This window comes from Nocardioides hankookensis (genome assembly GCF_042658885.1).
Lineage (GTDB): Bacteria > Actinomycetota > Actinomycetes > Propionibacteriales > Nocardioidaceae > Nocardioides > Nocardioides hankookensis.
In genome coordinates, this window is record NZ_JBHSRJ010000001.1 from 429,114 (window position 1) to 452,135 (window position 23,022).

At 71.5% G+C, this 23,022-nt stretch carries 16 protein-coding genes and 1 tRNA gene; 6 read left to right on the forward strand and 11 right to left on the reverse strand.

Going from position 1 to position 23,022, the window contains the following annotated elements:
* Nucleotides 1-92: 92 nt before the first annotated feature.
* Nucleotides 93-1,910, reverse strand: a complete 1,818-nt coding sequence (locus ACFPYL_RS01990) for a phosphoenolpyruvate carboxykinase (GTP) (protein WP_379149803.1) — start codon at nt 1,908-1,910, stop codon at nt 93-95.
* A gap of 253 nt (nt 1,911-2,163) precedes the next feature.
* On the reverse strand, nt 2,164-2,595 hold the full coding sequence (locus ACFPYL_RS01995) for a hypothetical protein (protein WP_379149805.1): 432 nt from the start codon (nt 2,593-2,595) through the stop codon (nt 2,164-2,166).
* Nucleotides 2,596-2,695: 100 nt separating this feature from the next.
* Here ACFPYL_RS01995 and ACFPYL_RS02000 point away from each other — a divergent pair.
* Nucleotides 2,696-2,768, forward strand: a tRNA-Arg gene (locus ACFPYL_RS02000).
* Nucleotides 2,769-2,872: 104 nt separating this feature from the next.
* On the forward strand, nt 2,873-3,841 hold the full coding sequence (locus tag ACFPYL_RS02005; protein WP_379149807.1) for an endonuclease/exonuclease/phosphatase family protein: 969 nt from the start codon (nt 2,873-2,875) through the stop codon (nt 3,839-3,841).
* Between the two features lie 3 nt (nt 3,842-3,844).
* Here the strand turns inward: ACFPYL_RS02005 and dhaL are convergent, their stop codons facing one another.
* Genes dhaL through ACFPYL_RS02020 form a run of 3 tightly spaced genes read right to left on the reverse strand, consistent with a single transcriptional unit; the run spans nt 3,845 to nt 8,490 of the window.
* Nucleotides 3,845-4,462, reverse strand: coding sequence for a dihydroxyacetone kinase subunit DhaL (gene dhaL, locus ACFPYL_RS02010; RefSeq protein WP_379149809.1), 618 nt, complete (start codon nt 4,460-4,462; stop codon nt 3,845-3,847).
* A 7-nt stretch (nt 4,463-4,469) separates the two neighbouring features.
* Entirely contained in the window at nt 4,470-5,477 is a 1,008-nt protein-coding gene (locus tag ACFPYL_RS02015) for a dihydroxyacetone kinase subunit DhaK (protein ID WP_379149811.1), read from the reverse strand.
* 46 nt (nt 5,478-5,523) lie between these two features.
* The gene (locus tag ACFPYL_RS02020; RefSeq protein ID WP_379149813.1) at nt 5,524-8,490 is read right to left on the reverse strand and encodes a TIGR03032 family protein; all 2,967 of its coding nucleotides are present in this window, start codon (nt 8,488-8,490) and stop codon (nt 5,524-5,526) included.
* A 130-nt stretch (nt 8,491-8,620) separates the two neighbouring features.
* Between ACFPYL_RS02020 and ACFPYL_RS02025 the strand changes: the two genes are divergently transcribed.
* Nucleotides 8,621-14,029 carry a beta strand repeat-containing protein gene (locus ACFPYL_RS02025; protein ID WP_379149815.1) on the forward strand — a complete coding sequence of 1,803 codons (5,409 nt, stop codon included), beginning with the start codon at nt 8,621-8,623 and terminating at the stop codon, nt 14,027-14,029.
* 147 nt (nt 14,030-14,176) lie between these two features.
* Complete coding sequence (locus ACFPYL_RS02030; protein ID WP_379149817.1) at nt 14,177-16,009, forward strand: phosphoenolpyruvate carboxykinase (GTP); 1,833 nt, start codon at nt 14,177-14,179, stop codon at nt 16,007-16,009.
* Between the two features lie 77 nt (nt 16,010-16,086).
* Here the strand turns inward: ACFPYL_RS02030 and ACFPYL_RS02035 are convergent, their stop codons facing one another.
* Both ACFPYL_RS02035 and ACFPYL_RS02040 read right to left on the reverse strand, forming a co-directional pair.
* Complete coding sequence (locus ACFPYL_RS02035) at nt 16,087-16,476, reverse strand: DUF4267 domain-containing protein (protein WP_379149819.1); 390 nt, start codon at nt 16,474-16,476, stop codon at nt 16,087-16,089.
* A complete protein-coding gene (locus ACFPYL_RS02040; protein ID WP_379149821.1) occupies nt 16,407-17,201 on the reverse strand; it encodes a phosphatase PAP2 family protein in 795 nt (264 codons plus the stop codon). The genes ACFPYL_RS02035 and ACFPYL_RS02040 overlap by 70 nt, the downstream gene beginning before the upstream one ends.
* 91 nt (nt 17,202-17,292) lie before the next feature.
* Here ACFPYL_RS02040 and ACFPYL_RS02045 point away from each other — a divergent pair, with 91 nt between their 5' ends.
* Together ACFPYL_RS02045 and ACFPYL_RS02050 are read left to right on the forward strand one after the other, a co-directional pair.
* Nucleotides 17,293-17,865: a TetR/AcrR family transcriptional regulator gene (locus ACFPYL_RS02045; RefSeq protein ID WP_379149823.1), complete on the forward strand. Its 573-nt coding sequence runs from the start codon at nt 17,293-17,295 to the stop codon at nt 17,863-17,865.
* Entirely contained in the window at nt 17,862-18,008 is a 147-nt protein-coding gene (locus ACFPYL_RS02050; protein ID WP_379149825.1) for a hypothetical protein, read from the forward strand. Before ACFPYL_RS02045 ends, ACFPYL_RS02050 begins: the two co-directional genes overlap by 4 nt.
* A 6-nt stretch (nt 18,009-18,014) precedes the next feature.
* Here ACFPYL_RS02050 and aqpZ read toward each other — a convergent pair whose 3' ends face one another.
* The 4 genes from aqpZ to ACFPYL_RS02070 form a co-directional block, all read right to left on the reverse strand.
* A complete protein-coding gene (gene aqpZ, locus ACFPYL_RS02055) occupies nt 18,015-18,761 on the reverse strand; it encodes an aquaporin Z (protein WP_379149827.1) in 747 nt (248 codons plus the stop codon).
* A 79-nt stretch (nt 18,762-18,840) separates the two neighbouring features.
* A complete protein-coding gene (locus ACFPYL_RS02060) occupies nt 18,841-19,851 on the reverse strand; it encodes a LacI family DNA-binding transcriptional regulator (RefSeq protein ID WP_379149829.1) in 1,011 nt (336 codons plus the stop codon).
* Between the two features lie 38 nt (nt 19,852-19,889).
* Nucleotides 19,890-20,096: a hypothetical protein gene (locus tag ACFPYL_RS02065; protein ID WP_379149831.1), complete on the reverse strand. Its 207-nt coding sequence runs from the start codon at nt 20,094-20,096 to the stop codon at nt 19,890-19,892.
* 88 nt (nt 20,097-20,184) lie between these two features.
* Complete coding sequence (locus ACFPYL_RS02070) at nt 20,185-22,956, reverse strand: alpha-amylase family glycosyl hydrolase (RefSeq protein WP_379149833.1); 2,772 nt, start codon at nt 22,954-22,956, stop codon at nt 20,185-20,187.
* Nucleotides 22,957-23,022 lie beyond the last annotated feature (66 nt).

A 23,022-nucleotide genomic window follows, 5' to 3' on the forward strand; every position in this document is an offset into this window, starting at 1 on the left:
TGATCCCACAGCCGACCAAGCACGAGGGCCCCGTCCAGACGGACGGGGCCCTCGTGAGGGTGGTACGGCGGAGCGGCGGGTCAGCCGCGCAGTCAGCCGCCCAGGCGGGCGCGGAGACCGTCGAGCTCGGTCCAGAGCACGGCGGGCAGGTCGTCACCGAACTTCTCGAACCACTCCTGGATCTGCGGGATCTCGGCGGCCCACTCCTCGGGGTCGACGGCCAGCGCGGCCTCGAGGGCGGCGCGCGACATGTCGAGGCCCTCGGTGTCGAGCGAGTCCGGGGTCGGCACGTGCCCGATCGGCGTCTCGACCGCGGCGGCCTGACCCTCGATGCGCTCGACGACCCACTTGAGCACGCGGCTGTTCTCGCCGAAGCCGGGCCACAGGAACCCGCCCTCGTCGTCGCGGCGGAACCAGTTGACGTAGAAGATCTTCGGCAGCTTGGCGGCGTCGTTGTCCTTGCCGACGTTGATCCAGTGGCTGAAGTAGTCGCCGGCGTTGTAGCCGATGAACGGCAGCATCGCCATCGGGTCGCGGCGTACGACGCCCACCGCGCCGACCGCGGCGGCGGTGGTCTCGGAGGAGAGCGTGGCACCGAGGAAGGTGCCGTGCGTCCAGTCGCGAGCCTCGAAGACCAGCGGGACCGTGGTCTTGCGGCGACCACCGAAGAGGATCGCGTCGATCGGCACGCCCCGCGGGTCGTCGAACTCGGGCGCCAGGATGTCGCACTGCTTGATCGGGGTGCAGTAGCGGCTGTTGGGGTGGCTGGAGTCGAAGTCCGACTCCGGGGTCCACTCCTCGCCCTTCCAGGACGTCGCCTTGGCGGGCGGGTTCTCGAGACCCTCCCACCAGATGTCGCCGTCCTCGGTGAGCGCGACGTTCGTGAAGACGGAGTTGCCCTTGTTGATGGTGGCCATCGCGTGCGGGTTGGTGTGCTCGTTGGTGCCGGGGGCGACGCCGAAGAAGCCGTACTCCGGGTTCACCGCCCACAGGCGGCCGTCCGCGCCGATCCGCATCCACGCGATGTCGTCGCCGATCGACTCGACCTTCCAGCCCGGGATGGTCGGCTTGAGCATCGCCAGGTTGGTCTTGCCGCAGGCGCTCGGGAAGGCCGCGGCGACGTACTTCACGACGCCCTGCGGCGAGGTGAGCTTGAGGATCAGCATGTGCTCGGCGAGCCAGCCCTCGTCGCGGGCCATCACCGACGCGATGCGCAGCGCGTAGCACTTCTTGCCGAGCAGCGCGTTGCCGCCGTACCCGGAGCCGAAGGACCAGATCGCGCGCTCCTCGGGGAACTGCACGATGTACTTCGTGTCGTTGCAGGGCCACGCGACGTCGGCCTCGCCGGGCTCGAGCGGGTGCCCGACCGAGTGGATGGCGGGGACGAACTCGGCGTCCAGCTCGGTCATCCGCTCGAGGACGTGGCTGCCCATCCGCGCCATCACGCGCATCGAGGCGGTGACGTACGCCGAGTCCGTGAGCTCGATGCCGAACATCGGCTTCTCGGCGTCGAGGTGGCCCATCACGAACGGGATGACGTACATGGTGCGGCCGCGCATGCAGCCGGCGTACAGCCCGCGCATGAGGTCCTTCATCTCGTCCGGCGCCATCCAGTTGTTCGTGGGGCCGGCGTCGTGCGGGTCGACCGAGCAGATGTAGGTGCGGTCCTCCACGCGGGCGACGTCGATCGGGTCGGACGCGGCGTAGAACGAGTTGGGCTTGATGGCCGGGTTCAGCTGGGTGAACGTCCCGGTCGCCATCAGCGTCTGGGTGAGCTCGGTCCACTCCTCGTCGGAGCCGGTGCACCACTGGATCCGGTCGGGCCGGGTCAGCTCGGCGACCTCGTTGACGAAGTCGACGATGCCCTGGTGGGTGGTGGGGTGGGTGATAGGAGCCTGGGTGGCGGTCATGCTGCGTCCCTCTCGCGATTCGCGGACCGCCCGGTGGAGGTGGCGGCGCCGGCCGTCGAGCGCATCGACGGTGTGTCGTGGAGTAGTGGTGGATCGCTCGGCGTCGTTGTCGGCGAGTGGCGGTGCATCCCGGGGCCGGGGACCTCTCCGGCTCCAAGATGGGGCGACAGTACCGGGCAGTCTGGCGCGCACACATTGGATCGATCAATGCTCCGTGGGAAGCGTCACATCCCTTGTTTTGAGCGGGTCTGAGTCATTCGAATGCGTCCACGAGGGACCACGCTTCGGCCTTTTCGAGACCTAAGCGGACGATCCGCCCGGGGCTGATCTCCGGCGGCGTCGCGACCATGACGACGGTGTCGCCGACCGTCACCAGCACGACCCCGCCGAGACCCGCTGCCTCCTCGCGCACCTGCCGCATGACGACGCGGGAGCCCGTCGTGAACCGGACCGTCGTCTGCCACGAGGTGTGGTCGGCGGACGGCGCGGTGCCCACCTCGTCGACGACGGCCGCCCGTGGCGCCCCCAAGGGTCGGTAGCTCTCCGCGTCCCTCATCTCGCGCAGCGCCGGCCGGAGCTCCACGCGCAGCGGCCCGGCCACCTGCGGTGGGTCGGGGAACGCCTCGACACTGGGCGACGGCGTCTGCGGCGCCTGGTCGCCCTGGCAGCCGACGAGCGTCAGCATCGTCAGCGCTGCGAGTGTGGTCAGCAGCGCTCGCCCCTGATTTCGGGTACCTCGGTGCATTCGGCTATCCTCGTCCAGTCGCTCGCACGAGTGGTGACGGGCGCCTGTAGCTCAACGGATAGAGCATCTGACTACGGATCAGAAGGTTTGGGGTTCGAATCCCTACAGGCGCGCAGGACATGGAGCCGCCGGTCAGGCATCTGACCGGCGGCTTCGTCGATTTTCGCCGCCCAGACGACCTATGGCGCGCGTCGGCTGCCGGTGCTCTGGTGGTCAGGTGCCCGACACCGCCTCGCCGGCGAAGAAGCCTGCGGCCGTGCGCGCCGAGGTCAAGCGCCTGCGGACCGCGGCGAGCAAGGTCGTGCCACGACGTACGCCGGACAACCTGCTCGTCGGGTCGTGGAACATCCGCGCCCTCGCCGGGCTGACCGACTCCTGGGACGCCCCGGACACCGCGTCGCCGAAGCGGGACCGGCGAGCGGCCGCGCTGATCGCGGCCGTCATCTCGAGGTTCGACGTCGTCGCGGTCCAGGAGGTGCGTCGCGACACCAGCGGCCTGCGCGCCGTGCTCGCCGAGCTCGGCTCCGACTGGGAGTTCATCTGCAGTGACGTGACGGAGGGCGACGGCGGGAACGGCGAGCGGCTCACCTTCCTCTTCGACACCAACCGGGTCGCCTCGTCCGGGCTGGTCGGGGAGGTGGTGCTCCCGCCGAAGGCGGGGCGGGCCGTCCGGCAGTTCGCACGGACGCCGTACGCCGCGTCGTTCATGCGCAACGGCGTGGAGGTCATCCTCACGACCGTGCACGTCGTCTGGGACGGCGCACCCGCCCGGCGGATCCCGGAGGTCACCGCGTTCGCGAACTGGATGCGCGACTGGGCGGACCGGCCGCGCGACTGGAGCTCGAACCTGCTGGTCCTGGGCGACTTCAACCTCGAGGGCCCCGGCACACCGATGTACCGGGCGTTCGTCTCCACCGGCCTCTTCCCGCCGGGCCAGCTGTCGACGCTGCCCCGCACGATCTTCGACAGTCCTACGAAGCCGCACCACTACGACCAGATCGCGTGGTTCTCCACGGTCGACGACGCCGGGACCGTCACCAGCCTGCTGCACGGGCTCGAGTTCACCGGCCGGGCCGGCAACTTCGACTTCGTGCCGCACGTCTACCCGAGCACGCCCAAGACGGCGCTGTCGTGGCGGGTCAGCGACCACTACCCGCTCTGGGTCGAGTTCGCGCTGACCGGCTGAGGGTCATCCCGCTGCGTCCGCGGCGAGCGCGAGGACCATCGCCATCGCGACGGCCCCGGGGTCGAGCACGCCGCGCGAGGCCTCGCCGACGTAGCTGGCCCGACCCCGCCGGGCGATGATCTCGGCCGTCGACCGGGCACCCTCGTCGGCCGCCTCCGCGGCGTCGCGCAGGCTGCCGCCGGAGGACGTCAGCGCATCGACCGCCGGAGCGAGGGCGTCGACCATCGTCTTGTGGCCGACCTCGGCCTTCCCGTAGCGCTGCACGGTCGCCAGGCCGGCGGCCAGCCCCTGGCCGAGCTCGGCGACGGTGGGTTCGTCGCCGTCCGCGCACCGGGCCAGCTCGCGGAAGAACATCCCGAACAGCGGGCCGCTGGTGCCTCCCGTGCCGAGGAAGCCGCGGGACACGCACGTCAGCCAGGCGGCGTACGTCGTGGGGTCGGCGGCGGCGACCTCCTGCGAGACCCGGCCGAACGCCGAGGTGAGGTTGCGGCCGAAGTCGCCGTCGCCAGCCAGCCGGTCGAGCTCGCCGAGGCGGTCGGCCTCCGCGACGAAGGCGGTGATCATGGCCCTGGTCCAGCGCTCGCCGAAGCCGGGGTCGAGTGCGGTGTCGCGTGCGTTCATCGGGGCCTCACCAGGTCAGGGCGGGAGTGCGGACGGGTGCGTCCCACAGCCGCAGCAGCTCGTCGTCGGAGGGCAGGAGGGTGACGGAGACGCCGTGCATGTCGAGCGAGGTGACGTAGCTGCCGACCAGGAACCGGTCGACGCCCACGCCCCGACCGGTCACGCCGCGGTGCACCGCCCGGGCAGCCGCGCGCAGCTCGAGGGGGTAGGTCGAGCCCAGGCCGTTCACGATCGCGATGACGCCGCTGCCGCGGGCCGGTCGCAGTGCCTCCAGCAGCGGGTCGACCAGCCGGGCGACGAGCTCGTCGGCGGGCCCGAACGGCACCCGCGAGCGTCCGCGCTCGCCGTGGATCCCGACGCCGAGCTCGACCTCGTCGGCCTCGAGGTCGAAGGCCGGCCGGCTGTCCCCGGGGTGGGTGCCCGCCTCGATCGCGAACGCCATGCTGCGGGCCCGGCCGGCGACCCGCCGGCCGAGCTCGGCGAGGGTGCCGAGGTCGGCGCCCTCCTCGGCGGCCGCGCCGCAGATCTTCTCGACGGCGACCACCGCCGCCGTACCCCGCCGACCGGGAGCGTCGGGATCGTCGTCGTCGGCCTCGGTCGCGAGGTCGTCGTCGACGAGGACCACCTCGGTCGCGATGTCGTCGTCCTCGTCGGCCAGCTCGCGCGCGACGGTGAAGTTGATGACGTCGCCGGTGTAGTTCTTGACGATGTGCAGGACCCCGCGTCCGGCGTCGGCCGCACGCGTCGCGTCGTACAGCTGGAGCGCCGTCGGGCTCGCGAAGACCGCGCCCGGGACCGCGACGTCGAGCATGCCGTGCCCCACGAACCCCGCGTGCAGCGGCTCGTGGCCCGAACCGCCGCCCGAGACCAGCCCGACCTTGTCGCGTGCCGGGGTCGCCCGGGCGACGAAGCCGTGCTCCGCGTCGTACCGGACCAGGGTCGGATGTGCGAGCGCGAGGCCCTCCAGGGCCTCGACGACCAGGTCGTCGGGGTCGTTCACGAGGCTTCGTCGCATGAGGGCATTGTGGCGCGCGGCCGACGTGGCCGCGAGCACCCGCGCGTCAGCCGACCAGGGCCTCCGGAGGTACGACGAACGCGCCGTTGACCAGGTCGGACCCGTGCTCGGCCAGCTCCGGGAAGCGCATCCCCGGCAGCAGCGTGACGTCGAAGATCTCCTCGACGACGTCCTCGAAGCGCAGGTAGGCCACCGTCTCGCCCGTCTCGATGTTGACCACCCAGATGCCGCACTGGCGGTCCTCGAGCCGCGCTGTCAGCGGCAGGCCGCCGAAGGTCGTGGCCTCCCGGACCTCGGACAGGCCGACGAAGGCGAGCGGACCCGCGAACGCGAGGCCGCGGGTGAAGCCGGGCAGCTCAGCGACGGTCTCGACGGTCCCCGCCTCCAGGTCGACCCTGGCGAGGGATCCCTGGCCGGACTCGAGCACCCACAGCTGGTCGCGGTGCCACCTCGGCGAGTGCGGCATCGACAGGCCCGACACCACGACCTCTCCGCTGTCGACGTCGATGATGACGCCGCCGTCGGCCTTGTGGTCGCGCCAGCCCTGGGGCTCGTCGGAGACCCCGAGCGCGGTGACGTACCGCACCCGGTCGTCGACCACGGCCATCCCGTTGAGGTGGCACCTGTCCTCGGCCGCGATCGCACTGACGAACGGCGGCTTCCACCGCGGGACGAAGCTGTGCTGCCCGTCGAGCGTGGCCAGGCAGGAGAACCGGGTGGCGACCATCCAGAGCTCGTCCCCGGCCCACGCGACGTCGTGGACCCGGATGTCTCCGGTGTAGCTGACCGACCTCGGCACGAAGCACGCGTCGTGGCGGTCCGGCGGCGTCAGCTGGGAGGTGAGCTGCGGCAGGTTCTGGTACTCCCACATCTGCGAGTGGGTGCCGACGGCGAGGCGACCGTCCTGGTAGGCGATGCCCATCGGGCTCTCGTGCGGTCGGAAGTGGGTGTTCAGCCCGTTGCCGAGCGCGCGGACCGCCACCAGCTTGCCGGTCTGGTAGGTGCTGGCCAGCAGCGTCGCCCCGAGCCCGGTCAGGATCTCGGGCAGGTTGCCCGCACTGACGCTGCGGTACGGCGAGGTCGGGTCCGGCGCGCCGTCCTCGATCCGCGAGCGCAGCGTGACCGGACGGGCCAGCAGCTCCCGACCGCGACGGGCGACGCCCGCCGTCGCCGGCAGCACCCGCTCCAGCTGGTCCGCGTGCTGGCGCCACTTCTCCGGCTTCGGCGCGGTGAGCGTGTAGCGGGACAGCGGCAGCTCCTGGTCGAGCGCCTCGTCCCACTCGATGTCGAGGAAGCCGCACAGGCGCTCGACCTGGCCCTGCGGGTCCGCCACCAGGTCGTGGTAGCCCACGACGCCCCATCGCTCGGGGCTCAGGCGCTCGAGGTCCGCGATCAGGATCTCCGACGTCATCCGCCACTGCTCGGCGACGACCTCGGCGAGCTCCCGGTCCGCCAGCTTGCGCCACTCGGGCGTGAGGAGCATCGACCAGGGGCGGCCGGTCCAGCCGGGCAGGCCCGGGTAGGTGACGAACCGCCCCGACTCCCAGGCGGCGATCATGCTGCTGAGGCTCTCCCGAGGGTCCCGCTGGACGTAGACGAACCGGGCGTCGGGGTAGGCCGCGTCGAGGAAGGGCACGCGCAGCGAGTTCTTCGGCGTCTTCTCGAGCAGCCGCAGTCCGTGCGCGTCGTCGGCCGGACGGTGGCCGTCGCGGTCGCGCAGGCCGGCGAGGAAGTTGCCCTCCAGGGCCTCGAGCACGTCGGGTCGGGCATCGCTGGCGCCCAGTCGGTTGCTGTCCCAGCCGCGTGCCCCGGGGTGGAGCGGGGCGATGCTCTCGATGGCCCGGTGGCTCTCGTCCCCGATCGTCCAGACGCTGGGCGAGCGCGAGAGCGTCTCGAAGAGCAGGGTCGTCCCCGACCGCGGTGGCGCGACGATGAAGATCGGCCGGTCGAAGCGCGACGTGTGTCGCGCCGGCCTCGGAGCAGCCGCCGGCTCGAGGCGTGGCCGGGTCGTCGCCGGGGCGGCCTGCGGCCTCACGGCCTCGCGCGCGAGGAGCTGCTCGTCGAGCGCGGACTCGATGATCAGCTGGTGCGCGATGCCGACCGGGTCGGTGCCGTTGGGCAGCACGAGCCGGCCGCGCACGGCCTCGATGCCGCGCTCGTACGCCGCGAGCAGGGAGCGCCAGGTCGACAACCCCTCGGGGCCGCCGCCGTACCTCGCCCAGACCGCCCGCCACTGCCGGACCATCGCGTCGGTCGAGCCACGGAAGTGCCGCACGTCGGCATCCGTGCCACCCGGGCGGGGAGCCAGCCCGTCGTACACGACCTCCCGGACCAGGGTCTCCAGCTCCCACGGAGTCATGACCGGCGGGAAGTTGTGCTGCTCGATCTCGACCCGCGCCACCTCGCCCGGTCGGTGCGGCACGAGCTGCGGGGTGAACGGGGCCGCCGTCGGGTCCGGTGCGAACGGTCGCGTGCCCCGGGACACGAGGTCCCAGAACTGGGCCGAGCCGACGGTGTCGGCGACGAGGTGGATGCGCCGGTCGCCGGTCGGGTTCAGGACGTTGTGCCGCCGCCAGGCGTCGAAGATCCAGGACTGTCCGGGCGGCATGTGCACCGACTGCTCGCCGCACTGGAACGTGATCGAGTCGCTGGTCACGATCGGGACGTGGATCCGGACGCGCTCGGCCCAGTAGTAGTTGGTGTCGACGTGGAGGGTCGCCTCGGAGTTGCCGTCGAGCCTCATCAGCCGGGCGCGGCCGATGACGGTGCCGAAGCTGGCCAGCACCTGCTGGAGGTACTCACAGCCCTCCAGGTTCGGGGTCGGCGCCATCGGGCCCCGCGTCGTGTCGTTCATCGGGTCGCCGCCGGCGGCGATCAGCGGGAGCGCCGAGTTGCCCGGGTGGCCCTGGGGGTGCGGGCGCCAGCTCGACTCCGGCACGGCGAGCACCTCCTGGCGGAGGCGCTCGACGTCGAAGTCGAGGGGCAGGCGGATGAACTCGGTGTCCAGCTTCACGGGAGGAAGCAAATCAGCCGATCCGAACCGTCCGGACCGCTTTGTGAATTTCTCCGGCATTTTCCTCCACAGCCGTAGAAGCCCTGCCAGAGTGCATCCGACCTGAGAGACACGTACGGGGGAGGTACGCGTGACCAGCAGGGCCATGAAGCGGGCCAACGAGCGCAAGGCGGCCAAGGAGGAGCGTCGCCGTCAGGTGCGTTCGCGCAGCCTTGCCGTCGGGGCGGTCGCCATCGGCGCCACCGTCATCTACGTCCCCCCGGCCGAGGCCGCGACGATCCAGGTGACGAACACCAACGACACCGGGTCCGGCAGCCTCCGGGCCGCGCTCGCCCAGGCGGACACGACGTCCGGTCACGACCTCATCACCTTCTCGCCGAGCGTGACCGGCACCATCGGGCTCACCTCCGGCCAGCTCGAGGCGGAGCCCGACGTCACGATCCAGGGCCCGGGATCGTCCGAGCTCACGATCGACGCCGGCGGCCACAGCCGGGTCTTCGACTTCACCGCCTACACGGGCAGCGACGGGTCCGTGATGATCTCCGGCCTGACGCTCACCGGCGGCAACGGCAAGGCCTCGACGGCGTACTACAGCTCGCGCCGCGGTGGAGCCGTCTACATCAACCGTGCCGACGTCGCGCTCGACGACCTCGTGGTCACCGACAGCAGCACCAGCCGCGCTGGCGGCGGCGTCTTCATCCGGCGCGCGGGTGACGTCATCATCAGCGACTCGTCGTTCACGGGCAACGAATCGACCGACAACGGCGGCGGCGGACTCGTCGTGTCGCGCTCGGAGAGCGTCAGCGTCTCGGACTCGATCGTGTCCGGCAACCAGGCCCACGCGGCGGGTGGCGGCGTCCTCTTCTACGGCATGTACTCGAGCGACAGCGTCGAGGTCACCGGCTCGCTGATCTCCGGCAACTCGACCGAGGGTGACGGTGGCGGTCTGGCCATCGGCGGTGCGTACTACGACGTCCGCTTCCCGACGTCGGTGACCAACACGACGATCGTCGGCAACCACGCCGACGGTGTGGGCGGCGGCGTCTTCGTCGACGACCAGTCCGGTCCGGTGTCCCAGACGTTCACGAGCACGACCATCGTGGAGAACACCTCGCCGACGCTCGGCGGCCTGGCGGCTGGCTCGGGCACGAAGCTGCTGCGGAACTCGATCGTGGCCGACAACACGAAGCGCGACCTGCGGCTGGTGTCGTCGGGTGACCCGTTCAGCCTGGACTTCAGCCTGGTGGAGAACGCCGGGTCGACCCCGATCACGAACGTGACGGCGGGCTCCAACATCGTGGGCACCGACCCGCAGCTGGGCGCGTTGGCCGACAACGGTGGTCCGACGATGACGGTGGCGCCGACCGCTGGCAGCCCCGTGGTGGACCAGGGCAAGTCGTTCGGGCTGGCCACCGACCAGCGCGGTCAGGCGCGCCCGTTCGACCGCGTCGCCGGGACGACGCCGGGTGACGGTGCCGACATGGGAGCGGTGGAGCTGAAGGCCGGCGAGTCGCCCGCGGCCAACCCGACCCCGGCGCCTGCGCCGGTGCCGGATCCCGCCCCGCTCGTGACGAACACCGACGACGCGGGAGAGGGCAGCCTGCGCGCGGCCGTCGCGACGGCTGCGGACCTGCCGGGACCGGACACCGTGACGTTCGCCCCCAGCGTGACCGGCACGATCCACCTCACCAGTGGCCCCATCGCCAGCCTCGACACCGGCAAGGTCACCATCCAGGGGCCGGGCGCCGACGAGCTCACCATCGATGCCGACGGGACCAGCGGGATCTTCGAGTTCGGCGGCTACTACTCCAACACGGCCGGCACCGTGGTGGTCTCGGGCCTGACGCTGACGGGCGGCCACGCCACCCGGACCCGCTTCTACGACGGTGAGGCACACACTTACAACGCGCCCGGTGGAGCGCTGTCGGTCCGTGCGTCCTCGCTGACGCTGTCCGACATGGTCATCACCGACAACGAGGGATCGACCGGCGGTGGGGTCGCGGTACGCCGCGGCGACGTGACGGTCACCGACTCCGAGATCACGGGCAACCACGCCACCTTCGTCGGCGGGGGCGTGTCGGCCAGCGGCCGCGCCGTCACGGTCACGGGCTCGACGCTCGCCGACAACGACGCTGGACGCTACGGCGGCGGCATCGACGTCAGCAGCGCGAGCACGTTCACGATGGACGAGTCGTCGGTCACCGGCAACACGTCCGACGACGGTGCCGGGGGCGTCCGCCTCGGGCGCCTGAGCTCGTCCTACTACGCCGACAGCCCTGCCGCCGCGCACATCACCGACTCGCAGATCACCGGCAACTCGACCGAGGGCGACGGTGGCGGCCTGGCCCTCGTCCGGAGCTTCTACAGCAGCTCGCCCATCTCGTTCTCGACGTCGGTCGAGAACACGACGATCGCGGAGAACCACGCCGACGGACGAGGCGGCGGCGTCTTCGTCGCGGACCAGACCGGCTCCCACACCGCCCAGACGTTCACGAGCACGACGATCGCGGACAACACGTCGCCGACGCTGGGCGGCCTGGCCGCCGGCTCGGGCTCGAAGGTGCTGCGGAACTCGATCGTCGCCGACAACACGAAGCGCGACGTACGCCTGATCTCCTCGGACGACCCGTTCAGCCTGGACTTCAGCCTCGTCGAGAACGCCGGGACGACCCCGCTCACGAACGTGACCGCGGGCTCCAACCTGGTCGGCACGGACCCGCAGCTGGGCGCGCTCGCGAACAACGGAGGCGCGACGAAGACCGTGGCGCCGACGGCCGGCAGCCCGGTCGTCGACCAGGGCAAGTCGTTCGGGCTGGCCACCGACCAGCGCGGTCAGGCGCGCCCGTTCGACCGGGTCGCCGGTGCGACGCCGGGCGACGGCGCGGACATGGGTGCGGTCGAGCTGAAGGCCGCTGAGTCGCCCGCGGCGAACCCGACTCCCCAGCCGCCGCCGGAGTCCGACCCGACCCCCGTGGTGACCAACACCAACGACGCGGGCGACGGCAGCCTGCGTGCCGCCGTGGCCCTCGCCGCGGAGCTGCCCGGTCCCGACACGGTGACCTTCGCGCCCAGCGTGACCGGCACCATCCACCTGACGTCGGGTGCGATCAGCACGCTCGACAAGGGGCGGCTCACGATCCAGGGCCCCGGTGCCGACGAGCTCACGATCGATGCCGGCGGCGACAGCCGGGTCTTCGAGTTCGGCGGCTACTACTCCGGCACGGCGGGCACCGTCGTGGTCTCGGGGCTCACCCTGACCGACGGCCACGCATCCCGGACGTTCCTGTACGACGGGGAGACCCACACCACCGAGGCCGTGGGCGGCGCCGTCCTGGACCGGTCGAGGTCGTTGACCCTGTCGGAGACGGTCATCACCGACAGCCACGGGTCGCGCGGCGGGGCCGTCGTCGTCCGGGCCGGCGACCTCGCGGTCACCGACTCCGAGCTCACCGGCAACCACGCGACCTCGGGCGGCGGCGCGGTCTCGGTGACCAACGGCGACGACGTCACCATCACCGGGTCCACGATCTCCGGGAACGAGTCCGGTTGGCTCGGCGGCGGCGTCGACATCAGCCGCGCCGACTCGTTCCTGATGGACGAGTCGACGATCAGCGGCAACACGGCCGACGACGGTGGCGGCGGGCTCCGGCTCGGCTACCTCAACCAGTCCTACTACGACGACGACCCGGCCGGCGCGACGATCACCGACTCGCAGATCTCCGGCAACTCCACCGACGGTGTCGCCGGTGGCCTGGGCATCTTCGACGGTCTGTACGGCGGCACGACCGTGCGCTTCGAGACCGTGGTCGAGAACACGACGATCGCCGACAACGACGCGGGCACCAAGGGTGGCGGTGTCTACGTGGGCAACCAGAGCAGCACCGACGCGGAGCAGACCTTCACGAGCACGACGATCGCGCACAACACGGCACCGTCGACGGGCGGTCTGGCGGCAGGCTCGGGGACCAAGCTGCTGCAGAGCTCGATCGTCGCCGACAACACCAACGGGGACCTCGGGCTGGACGGCTCGAGCGACCCGTTCAGCCTGGACTTCAGCCTGGTGGAGAGCGCCGGCTCGACGCCGGTCACGCACGTCACCCTCGGCTCCAACATCCTCGGCACCGACCCGCAGCTGGGTGCCCTGGCCGACAACGGTGGCCCGACGAGGACGATGGCCCCGGCCGGGACCAGTCCGGTCATCGACGCCGGCAAGGCCTTCGGGACCACGGTCGACCAGCGCGGCCAGCATCGACCGGTCGACGTCGCCGGCGTGCCGAACGCCGCCGACGCCTCCGACATGGGCTCCGTCGAGGTCCAGAGCGGCGTCGCCGTCGCCACGGTGCCCGGCGCGCCGACCATCGGCACCGCGACCGCGGGAAGCGGCCAGGTCACGCTCAGCTGGACGGCACCGGCCTCGAACGGCGGCTCGGACATCACCGGCTACCAGGTCCAGGTGAAGCTGGCGAGCGCGGGCTCGGGGGCGTGGACGACCGCGAAGACGGTGACCGCGCCCGCCACGAGCACCGTCGTCACCGGGCTGAACAACGGTACGGCGTACTCGCTGCGGGTGATCGCGACCAACGCGGTCGGCGACAGCACGCCGTCGGGGAGCGTCAACGCGACCCCGGTGTCCGGCCTGAACACCCCGAGCGCACCGACCATCGTCAGCGCCATCCCCGGCAACGCGCAGGCGACGGTGACGTGGTCCGCGCCCACGTCGACCGGCGGCTCGCCGATCACCGGCTACCAGGTCCAGGTGAAGCCGGCGAGCTCCGGGGCAGGGGCGTGGAGCACCGGGGTGTCCGCCGCGTCGTCCGTCACCAGCGCCGTGCTGGCCGGGCTGACCAACGGGACGTCCTACACGGTGCGGGTCATCGCGACGAACGCCGTCGGCGACAGCCTGCCGTCGTCCGTCCTCACGGTCACCCCGGTGGCGCCGTCGACGCCGGCAGCGACCGCTCCGGGAGCGCCGACCATCGGGACGGCCACGCCCGGCAACGGTGCCGCGACCCTGACGTGGAGTGCGCCCGCCATCGACGGTGGCTCGGCCGTCACGGGCTACACGGTCCAGTACCAGGCCTCCGGGGCGAGTGCGTGGACGACCGGTCCCACCGTCGCCGGCACGGTGCTGTCCGCGGTGGTCTCCGGCCTCACCAACGGTACGACGTACTCGCTCCGGGTGGTCGCGACCAATGCGGTCGGCACCGGCGACCCGTCCGGCGTCGTCACCGTCAAGCCGGTGGCACCGAAGCTCCCGCCGATCGGCAAGCCCAAGATCAAGGGAGCCGCCAAGGCCGGCAAGAAGATCACGGCCTCGGTCGTGCTCCCGGCTGCCGCGAAGGGCGCGAAGCTCACCTACGCCTGGACCTACACGCCGAAGAAGAAGGGCGCGAAGAAGCCCAAGGCGAAGGTCGTCGGCAAGGCGGCGTCGCTCACGCTCGGCAAGACCTGGAAGGGCGGGACGGTGACCGTCACGGTCACGGTCACCAAGCCCGGGATGCCCCCCGTGAAGGTCGCGACGATGGTCAAGATCAAGTAGCCGCGAGCCCCTCGACTTAGGACCTCCGAAGACGAAAGCCCAGTGTGTACTGGGATGTGAGCCACTAAACGCCGTACCGATGGCCGTAGCCGTCACTTTGTTGGGTACCGTGCCCAGCACCGGACGGACGAGAGGCAAGCGAGCGACATGGTCGACGTGAACAGTGCGCTGGACGAGGCTGGGCTCACCAACCCGCGGGTGCGGGAGTACGTGGCCCACTGGGCAGCGATCACCCAGCCCGACCGGGTCGAGGTCGTCAGCGCCGCCGACGACGCGCGACTGCTGCAGGAGGCCGTCGACGCGGGTGAGCTGCTGCCGGCCGGCGAGGGCCGCTACTACTCCCGCAGCTACCACAAGGACACCGCTCGCTCCGAGGAGCGCACCGTCGTCGCGACCAGCAAGGAGGACGACCGGGGCGTCTACAACAACTGGAAGCCCGCCGCCGAGATGACCGAGCTGCTCACCGAGCGGATGCGCGGTGCCTCGGCCGGCAAGACGATGTACGTCATCCCCTACCTGATGGCGCCTCCGGGATCTCCACTCGAGGCGTACGCCGCGGGCGTCGAGCTCACCGACAGCCGCCCGGTCGTGCTGCACATGATCCGGATGTCGCGCGTCGCCGCGTCGTACGTCAACGAGCTCGAGGACCCCGACAGCTTCGTGCGCGCCGTGCACGTCACCGGCGACCTGGAGAACCTCGGCCAGGGCACCCCGGAGGACCAGCGCTACTTCGCGACCGTCGCCGACGAGCGGACGATCCTGCACTACGGCTCGTCGTACGGCGGCAACGCGCTGCTCGGCAAGATCGCCCACGGCCTGCGGCAGGCCTGCTACGACGGTCGCGCGTCGGGCGTCTTCCTGGCGGAGCAGTTCATGCTGCTCGGCATCACCGACAAGGAGACCGGCAAGCGCTGGCACATCTGCGGCGGCTTCCCGAGTGCGTCGGGCAAGACCAACCTGGCGATGACGCTGGCGCCGGACGCGATGGGCGACCGCTACCACGTGGAGTTCTACGGCGACGACATCGCGTGGCTGTGGGTGGGCGACGACGGCCGGGTCTACGGGATGAACCCGGAGTTCGGCGTCTTCGGCGTCGCCAAGGACACCAACGAGAAGACCAACCCCACCGCGCTGGACTCGATCGCCGAGGGCACGGGCGTCATCTTCACCAACGTCGCCTACAACGAGCGCACCCAGGAGGTCTGGTGGGAGGGCATGACGAAGAACCCGCCCGAGGACGTCACCGGCTGGCAGGACTGGAAGGGCGAGCTGATCTCGGAGCGCGCGGCCGACGACACGTCGCCGTGGGCGCACCCGAACAGCCGCTTCACCACGACCCTGGCCAACGTGCCCAACGTCGCCGGTGACTTCGAGGCGCCCGCCGGCGTCCCGATCGACGCGATCATCTTCGGCGGCCGCACCAGCGACCGCGAGCCGTTGGTCCGCGCGATCACCGACCTGGCCGAGGGCGTGTACGACGGCCTGACGCTCGGCGCCGAGGCGACCTTCGCCGCCGAGGGCGTCGACGGCCAGCTGCGCTACGACCCGATGTCGATGCGGCCCTTCATGGCGTACGGCGAGGGTGACTACGCCGCGCACTGGCTGAAGATCATCGGCTCGGCCACCGACCAGCCGATCTTCGCGCACGTCAACTGGTTCCAGCGCGGCGACGACGGCCACTTCCGCTGGCCCGGCTACCGCGACAACCTGCGTGCGCTGCTCTGGCTGGCCCGGTTCAAGGACGGTGAGGTCACCGGCCGGCAGACGCCCGTCGGCGTGCTCCCGACCGTCGAGGAGCTGGAGCTCGACGGCGTCGAGATCACCCCCGAGGACCTCGAGATCATCCTGTCGATCGACAACGAGCGGTGGCGCCAGGAGATGGGTTTCCGCGAGGCGCACCTCAAGGGCTTCGAACGGGTCCCCGAGGAGATCTGGGAGGCGCACCGCCGGGTCTCCGCCGCCCTCGACGCCGAGGCCTGAGTCTCGATACGACGCCGCTCGTTCCTCACGGCGTCTACTCGACCACCGAACGCGGATCGGTGGTCGAGTAGCGAGCGCTAGCGAGCGTATCGAGACCCGCGAGGCCGCGCCGCGCCCCAGAGACCGACCCCGATGCCGACGACGGCACCACCGAGGCCGACCGCCTTCTGGGATGTCGACATCTGGTCGTGGACGGCCAGCCCGCCGAGCAGGTCGGAGGCGTCCGCACCACCCGAGGCGAGGAACCAGCGTCGGGTGTCGCGACCGCGCAGCGCGGTCACGACGAGCGCGCCGCCGATGAGGGCGTCGCGGTAGCCCATCGAGCGCAGCAGCAGGCGCGTCGTCGGGACCGGGTCCTCCCGGTCACCCCAGAAGCGGTTGGCCTTGACCGGTGAGATCAGGAACGAGACGCCCGAGGCGAGGCGGATGGAGCCGGCGAGGAGGGCGGCTCGGTCGACGTTCGGCATGCCCGGACGCTAGTGGCCGGGCGGGTCAGCCACAACGCCCCGAGCACCAGGACGGCGCCGGCGATGCCGTCGAGCCAGTAGTGGTTGGCCGTGCTGACGACGACGAAGACCGTTGCCACCGGGTGCAGCAGCCACAGCCAACGCCACCGGGTCCGGCACGCGGCGATCAGTACGACCGCGATCAGGAGTGCCCAGCCGACGTGCAGGCTCGGCATCGCGGCGTACTCGTTCGACATGCTGCCGAGCACCGGTGCCTGGTAGATCGAGATCCCGCCGGCGTGGCCGGTGTCGACCATGCCGAGCGACGTCAGCAGCCGCGGCGGCGTCACCGGCAGCAGCACCGTGAAGACCAGGGCGACGGCGGTCGCGCCCAGCAGCGCCCGCTTCGCCCAGTGGTACGCCGGGCGCCGGTAGCGGTAGAGCCAGACCAGCACCGCGATCGTGAGCGGGAAGTGGACCGACACGTAGTAGCGGTTCGCCACCTCGACGAGCCAGTCGTGGCTCAGCGCCCAGGTCTGGAGGGTCGCCTCGGCCGGCAGCCGGAGCCAGCGCTCGACGTCGACCACGTCGTGCGCGTGCGCGTCGGCCCGGCCGAGCTCCTGGGTCGCGAGCATCCGGCCGAGGTTGTAGACGAGGAAGGCGCCGAGGATCTGCGCCAGCTCGACGAGCGCGGCCGGGCGGAGGGTACGACGCGACGCTGCGGGCGCGACCGTGCTCACCGCCATCGTCCGGACCGTCCTTTCCCGATCTCTTACAACTGTAAGATAGTGCAGGGCGACAACGAGCCGCCCAGGGGGGGTATGACTCGGAGGAGGGGTGAACGTCATCGCAGATACCACGGACCCGCGCGCGACCCGCAGCCGCACGCAGCTGACCGACGCCCTCGGCGACCTCCTGCGCTGCCAGGACGCGGGGGCGATCTCGGTCTCCGCCCTGTGCGCGGCGGCGGGCGTCAGCAGGCCGACCTTCTACCAGCACTTCGCCACCATCGACGAGGTCGCGGTCGCCAGCGTCGAGCGCCGCTTCGTCCGGCTGCGCGCGGAGCTGCCCGACGGCCCGGACACGCCGTACCGGCTGCTCGTCGCGTTCCTCTCCGAGCTCGAGGCCGAGCGCGGCGCCTGGCAGCGGACGCTCGGCGGGCGGACCGCGCTGGTCGCGACCCGCGACGCGGTGGAGGGCTGGTTCGCGGACCGGCTCGCGGAGAGCAAGCCGACCGCGAGCCCGATCGAGGTGCGCTACGCCGCGGCCGGGTTCCTCGGCGTGGTTCGCGCCTGGCTGCTGCAGCCCGATGCCCCCGAGCGGCCGAGCGCCGCCGACCTGGCGGCGAGCCTGGTCGACGTGTCGTCGCGGGTGCTCGGTGCTGGAACAGGTTCTACGCTGGAGCCATGAAGACCCGACTCACCTGCCCGTGCGGCGAAGTGATCAAGGCCCAGGACGAGGACGAGCTCGTCGAGCTCACCCAGCAGCACCTCGCCGCGGCCCACCCCGGGATGGAGTACGGCCGCGACGAGATCCTCTTCATCGCCACCTGAGCCGGCTCAGGTCTCCATCGCCTCGGGCAGGCTGACCGCACCCTCGTCGCCGAGCAGCATCGCGTAGGTGAAGCCGGCGATCAGGCCGCCGGCGATCGGGGCGACGATGAAGAGCCAGAGCTGGGAGATCGCGTCGCCGCCGGCGAAGAGCCCGACGCCGATCGACCGTGCCGGGTTCACCGAGGTGTTGGTGACCGGGATGCTGATCAGGTGGATCAGCGTCAGCGACAGGCCGATCGCCAGCGGCGCCATGCCCTTGGGTGCGCGGCTGTCGGTCGCGCCGAGGATCACCCACAGGAAGATCGCGGTGAGCAGCACCTCGATCACCAGGCAGGCGAGCAGGCTGTAGCCCATCGGTGAGCGGTCGCCGTACCCGTTCGACGCGAAGCCGCTGTCCTTGGCCGAGAAGCCGTCGAGGCCGCTCGCGATCAGGAGCAGCACGGCTCCTGCGCAGATCCCGGCGACGACCTGCGTGACGATGTAGCCCGGCGTGTCCTTCCAGGCGATCCGCCCTCCGGCGGCCGCCCCGATGGTCACGGCGGGGTTGAAGTGGCCGCCGGAGATGTGGCCGACGGCGTACGCCATCACCACGACCGTCAGGCCGAAGGCGAGCGCGACACCGAGCCACCCGACACCGGAGCCGGGGGTGCTGCTGGTCGCGAGGACGGCGGTCCCGCAACCGCCGAAGACGAGGACGAAGGTGCCGAGGAACTCGGCGGTGAGCTTCTTGCCGGTGCTAGGCGTTGCAGGCATGCCAACCTCCTGGAGTCAGCGGTCCCGAGTGACCGACCTCACACGAGTATGGCGAGGCGTGAGCTCCAGGTGTGGGACGTCAGTCCTGGGGCGCCGCGGTGCTCGCGCGGACGACCAGGGTCGTCGGCAGCTCGACCGGGTGGGGGGTCCGCCCGCCCATCACCTCGGCGATCGCGGCGACGGCCGCCCGGCCCTTCGCCGCGACCTCCTGGTGGACCGTGGTCAGCGGCGGCCGGCTGGCCCGGGCGAGCACGCTGTCGTCGAACCCGACGACGGACACGTCCTCGGGCACCCGCAGGCCGAGCGACTCGGCCGCCCGGATCGTGGCGACGGCGAACGCGTCCGAGAAGCAGGCGACGCCGGTCGGGCGGTCGGGACCGTCGAGGAGGCGACGGGCGGCGTCGTACGCCGCGTCCGGCGGGGAGTACGGCGTGGTGACGACCGTCGGCTCGATGCCGACGGGGTCGAGCGCGTCGTGCCAGCCGAGCGTCCGCTCGCGCGCGGGGTAGTTGGGCTGCTCGGTGGGGACCTCGAGGGTCACGATGCCGATCCGGCGGTGGCCGAGGTCGACCAGGTGCTGCGCGGCCAGCCTGGCCCCGCCGCGGTCGTCGACGTTGACCGAGGCGATGCCGTCGCGGACGTTGTGGTCGACGACGACCACGGGGATGTTGCGGCGCTCGAGCCAGGCGATGTCCGGCGAGGTCGGGTCGCAGATGTAGACGAGCGCGCCGTCGACCGCGACGTCGCGCGCGGGCACGAAGCCCTGGTCGTGCGACGAGGGCAGCAGGGTCAGGGCCATGCCCTGGCCGGCCAGCGCGTCCGCGACCGACGCGAGGAACTCGGCCGAGACGGCGTCCTCGAACGCCTCGCTCAGGCTGCCGTTGATGAGCAGGCCCACCGAGCCGGTGCGGCCGCGGGCGAGGGCGCGGGCCGCCGGGTCGGGGCCGACGTACCCGAGCTCGTCCGCCGCGGCCAGGATCCGCGAGCGCAGGTCGGCGGAGAGCTGGTCGGGGCGCGAGAACGCGTTGGACACCGTCATCCGGCTGACGCCGACGCGGTCCGCGATCGACTGGAGGGTCACTTTCGCCATGGGAGACCCAGTATCGCGGGTCTCCCCAGCGACGGGGGTCACCCGGGCTGCGTCGTCCGGCGCGGCGCCGGCTCGACCCAGCGGGCCAGCCCGTGCAGCCGGGCGGCCATCCGGCTCCGGGCGGCGGTGGTGCGGGGCGTGCGGTCCGGGCGGTCGGGGACGACCGGGGCGTGGGGGCGGGCACTGCCGGCGGTGGCGCGGGCGGCCCGGACGGCCAGGTCGGCGGCGATGGGGTCGAACGTCATGGCTCCTCCTCGGGCTCGATGAATGACGCTGTACCGGTACAGTAACGCCTCATGCTTTACCGGTCAAGTGACCGGTAAAGATCGATGCTCAGCCGACGGGCGCCACGCTCGGCACGTGGCTCGCCTGGTCCCACGTGAAGACGTAGCTGCCGCCGCCGTCCGGGACCGTCAGCGCCAGGTTGCCGCCACCGGCCGCGCCACCGGCGCCGTAGTTCTCGTCCCACGAGTCGTCGACGGCCACCTTCCACTCGTAGCTGCCCGCGGGCAGCGCGAACGTCGCGTGCCAGAGACCGTCGGAGGTGTCGAAGGCGAGGTGGGTGGCCGCGCAGTCGGGCTGCCAGTCACCGGGGCACCCGAGCTCGGACTGGAGGCTCCCGGCGACGGTGACGCTGTCGCGGGCCGGCGTCGGTGCCGCGGTCGTCACGGTGACCGGGGCGCTGGTCACGGTCGGCAGCGAGCCCTCGCGCAGCACGGCGCGGTAGGTCACCGAGGTCCCGACGGCCAGGGCGGAGACGTCGTCGGTGAACGTGTACGCCGGGGACGACGTGTCGGTGCCGAGCGTCGTCCAGGCGCCGGTGCCGACGCGCCGCTGGAAGGTCACCGACTGGGTGGAGCGCTCGGGGTCGACGGCCGCCTCCAGCTGGACCGGGTCGATCGCGGTGACCGTCGAGCCGGCGGGCGAGGCGATCCGCACCGTGGGCGACGGGACCCGGGCCGTCCGCGCCGGGGTGCCCCGCCGGTGGCCGGCGTTGTCGAGGACCGCGGCTCGGTAACTGACCTTCGTGCCGGGTCGCATCGAGCTGACGTCGTCGAAGACCTGGTAGGGCGCGGAGTCGTCCGTGCCGATCGTCCGCCAGCCGCGGTCGCCGACCTGACGCTGGAAGGTCACCTCGTAGAACGACGAGCCCCCCACCCGCGCCGAGACGTGCATCCGCCCGCGCGACACGGCGCTCGGCCTCGGCGCCCGCAGGTGGATGCCGGGCGCCCGCTGCGACCGGGGGATCCGCGCCTGCCCGACGTAGACCGCGCTCGAGAGCCCGGGCAGTGCGACGGAGAGCCGGCCGCGGCGATCGGCCTTCGGGTGCGCCGGTCCACTGCCGTAGAGCCGCTTGAAGCCGGTCCTGGGCAGGTAGGTCGGGACCGCGCCCGACGCACGCTGCTCGCTGTTGTTGAGCACGACGACGTACTCGCGCTGCCGCTGCCGGTCGATCCGGGAGAACGCGAAGAGACCGGTCGACGCGGACGACAACCGCACCTGCTGGGCGCCGTCGCGCAGCGCGGGGTGCCGGTGGGTGAGGGCGGAGAGGCGGGCGATCGTGCGGTAGAGCGGGTGGCTGGTGACGAAGTTGTCGTCGGCACCGGTGCGGGTGGTGCCGATCTGGGTGTCGTCCTGGTAGTCCGGCACCTGGCTCGCGAACATCGTCTGCCGCGCCAGCTGGTCGCCGCCGGTGCCGGTGAAGCCCTGCTCGTCGCCGTAGTAGACGACCGGGTTGCCGCGCGAGAGGTACATCAGCTCGTGCCCGAGCCGGTCACGGGCGAGCAGCTCGCCGGCGTCGGCCGTCTCGCCGCCGGTCGTGTTGTCCGCCGTGACGAAGTAGCCGAAGCGCCCCATGTCGTGGTTGCCCAGGAAGGTCGGCAGGGAGTAGGCGTTCGAGTCGGCGTCGGTGTACCAGTCGTCGTTCTCGAAGAAGCGCGCGAGCCGCTGCGTCGGCAGCCGCTTGGAGGCGAAGCCCCGGGCGGCGTCCTGGAAGGGGAAGTCGAGGATCGCCTGCATCCGGTCGTGGGTCGTGTAATGGGAGGTGAAGCTCTTCGCGGCGGCGTCGCTGCCGTCGAGGGCGACCTCGCCGAACATGAAGAAGTCCGGCTTGCCGTGCCGGTGCGCGTAGCTCAGGATCCCGGGCCCGAACTGCTGCCAGAACTCGTCGTTGACGTGCTTCATGGTGTCGATGCGGAAGCCGTCGATGCCGAAGTCGCCGATCCAGGTGCGGTAGATGTCGCTCATCCCGTCGACGACCTCGGGCCGCTCGGTGAAGAGGTCGTCGAGGCCGAAGAAGTCGCCGTACTGGCTGTCCTCGCCGGTGAAGGTCGTGTTGCCGCGGTTGTGGTACATCCTCGGGTCGTTGAGCCAGGCCGGGACCTTGAGGTGCTGCTCGGCCGGGTCGAGCACCGGCGTGTAGGGGAACGAGCTCGACGCATCGAGCTTCGGGAAGCCGGACGTGCCGGCGTAGTCGCGGTCGTCGAAGGCCTGGCCCGAGGCCGTCCGGTAGGGCGAGGCGTCCTTCGAGACGTACGCCGTCCGGTCGCCCTGCTGGTAGCCGATCACGTCGGCCGTGTGGTTGGTGATGATGTCGAAGAAGACCTTCATCCCCTTGGCGTGGGCGGCGCGGACCAGCCGGCCCAGCTCGGCGTTGGTGCCGAGGTGCGGGTCGACCTGGGTGAAGTCGGTGATCCAGTAGCCGTGGTAGCCGGCGGACGGGCCGTCCTCGAGCTGCACCGCCTTGTTCTTGAAGATCGGCGTCAGCCAGATCGCGTCGGTGCCGAGGCCCTTGATGTAGTCGAGCCGCGAGCGCAGCCCGGCCAGGTCGCCGCCGTTGTAGAAGCCCTTGCTGGTCGGGTCGAACCCGCTCACCAGCGGGTCGGTGCCGAGCCCGCCCGTGTCGTTGGCCGTGCTCCCGTTGGCGAAGCGGTCGCCCATCACGAAGTAGAAGTCCTGGTCGGTCAGCCCCGCACGGAGGGCGTGCCGGGCGTAGCCGCCATCCGGCTTCTGAGGGCGGTTGCCCTCGGCTGCCCCGGCGGAGGCCGGGGCGAGCGGCACGAGCAGGCCGACGAGCAGGACGGGCAGGGCACGAAGCAGACGCATCTGGAGCTCCCGAGTGATCCAGGTCACCAACGTGACGAGACCAGCAACCTAGACGCCGCCACCGAC

Bases quoted from the DNA above. Each gene is read 5' to 3' on its own strand.
- ACFPYL_RS01990 (WP_379149803.1), bottom strand. From the start codon at position 1,910: ATGACCGCCACCCAGGCTCCTATCACCCACCCCACCACCCACCAGGGC.
- ACFPYL_RS01995 (WP_379149805.1), bottom strand. From the start codon at position 2,595: ATGCTGACGCTCGTCGGCTGCCAGGGCGACCAGGCGCCGCAGACGCCG.
- dhaL (WP_379149809.1), bottom strand. From the start codon at position 4,462: ATGAACGCACGCGACACCGCACTCGACCCCGGCTTCGGCGAGCGCTGG.
- ACFPYL_RS02015 (WP_379149811.1), bottom strand. From the start codon at position 5,477: ATGCGACGAAGCCTCGTGAACGACCCCGACGACCTGGTCGTCGAGGCC.
- ACFPYL_RS02030 (WP_379149817.1), top strand. From the start codon at position 14,177: ATGGTCGACGTGAACAGTGCGCTGGACGAGGCTGGGCTCACCAACCCG.
- ACFPYL_RS02035 (WP_379149819.1), bottom strand. From the start codon at position 16,476: ATGCCGAACGTCGACCGAGCCGCCCTCCTCGCCGGCTCCATCCGCCTC.
- ACFPYL_RS02040 (WP_379149821.1), bottom strand. From the start codon at position 17,201: ATGGCGGTGAGCACGGTCGCGCCCGCAGCGTCGCGTCGTACCCTCCGC.
- ACFPYL_RS02050 (WP_379149825.1), top strand. From the start codon at position 17,862: ATGAAGACCCGACTCACCTGCCCGTGCGGCGAAGTGATCAAGGCCCAG.
- aqpZ (WP_379149827.1), bottom strand. From the start codon at position 18,761: ATGCCTGCAACGCCTAGCACCGGCAAGAAGCTCACCGCCGAGTTCCTC.
- ACFPYL_RS02060 (WP_379149829.1), bottom strand. From the start codon at position 19,851: ATGGCGAAAGTGACCCTCCAGTCGATCGCGGACCGCGTCGGCGTCAGC.
- ACFPYL_RS02065 (WP_379149831.1), bottom strand. From the start codon at position 20,096: ATGACGTTCGACCCCATCGCCGCCGACCTGGCCGTCCGGGCCGCCCGC.
- ACFPYL_RS02070 (WP_379149833.1), bottom strand. From the start codon at position 22,956: ATGCGTCTGCTTCGTGCCCTGCCCGTCCTGCTCGTCGGCCTGCTCGTG.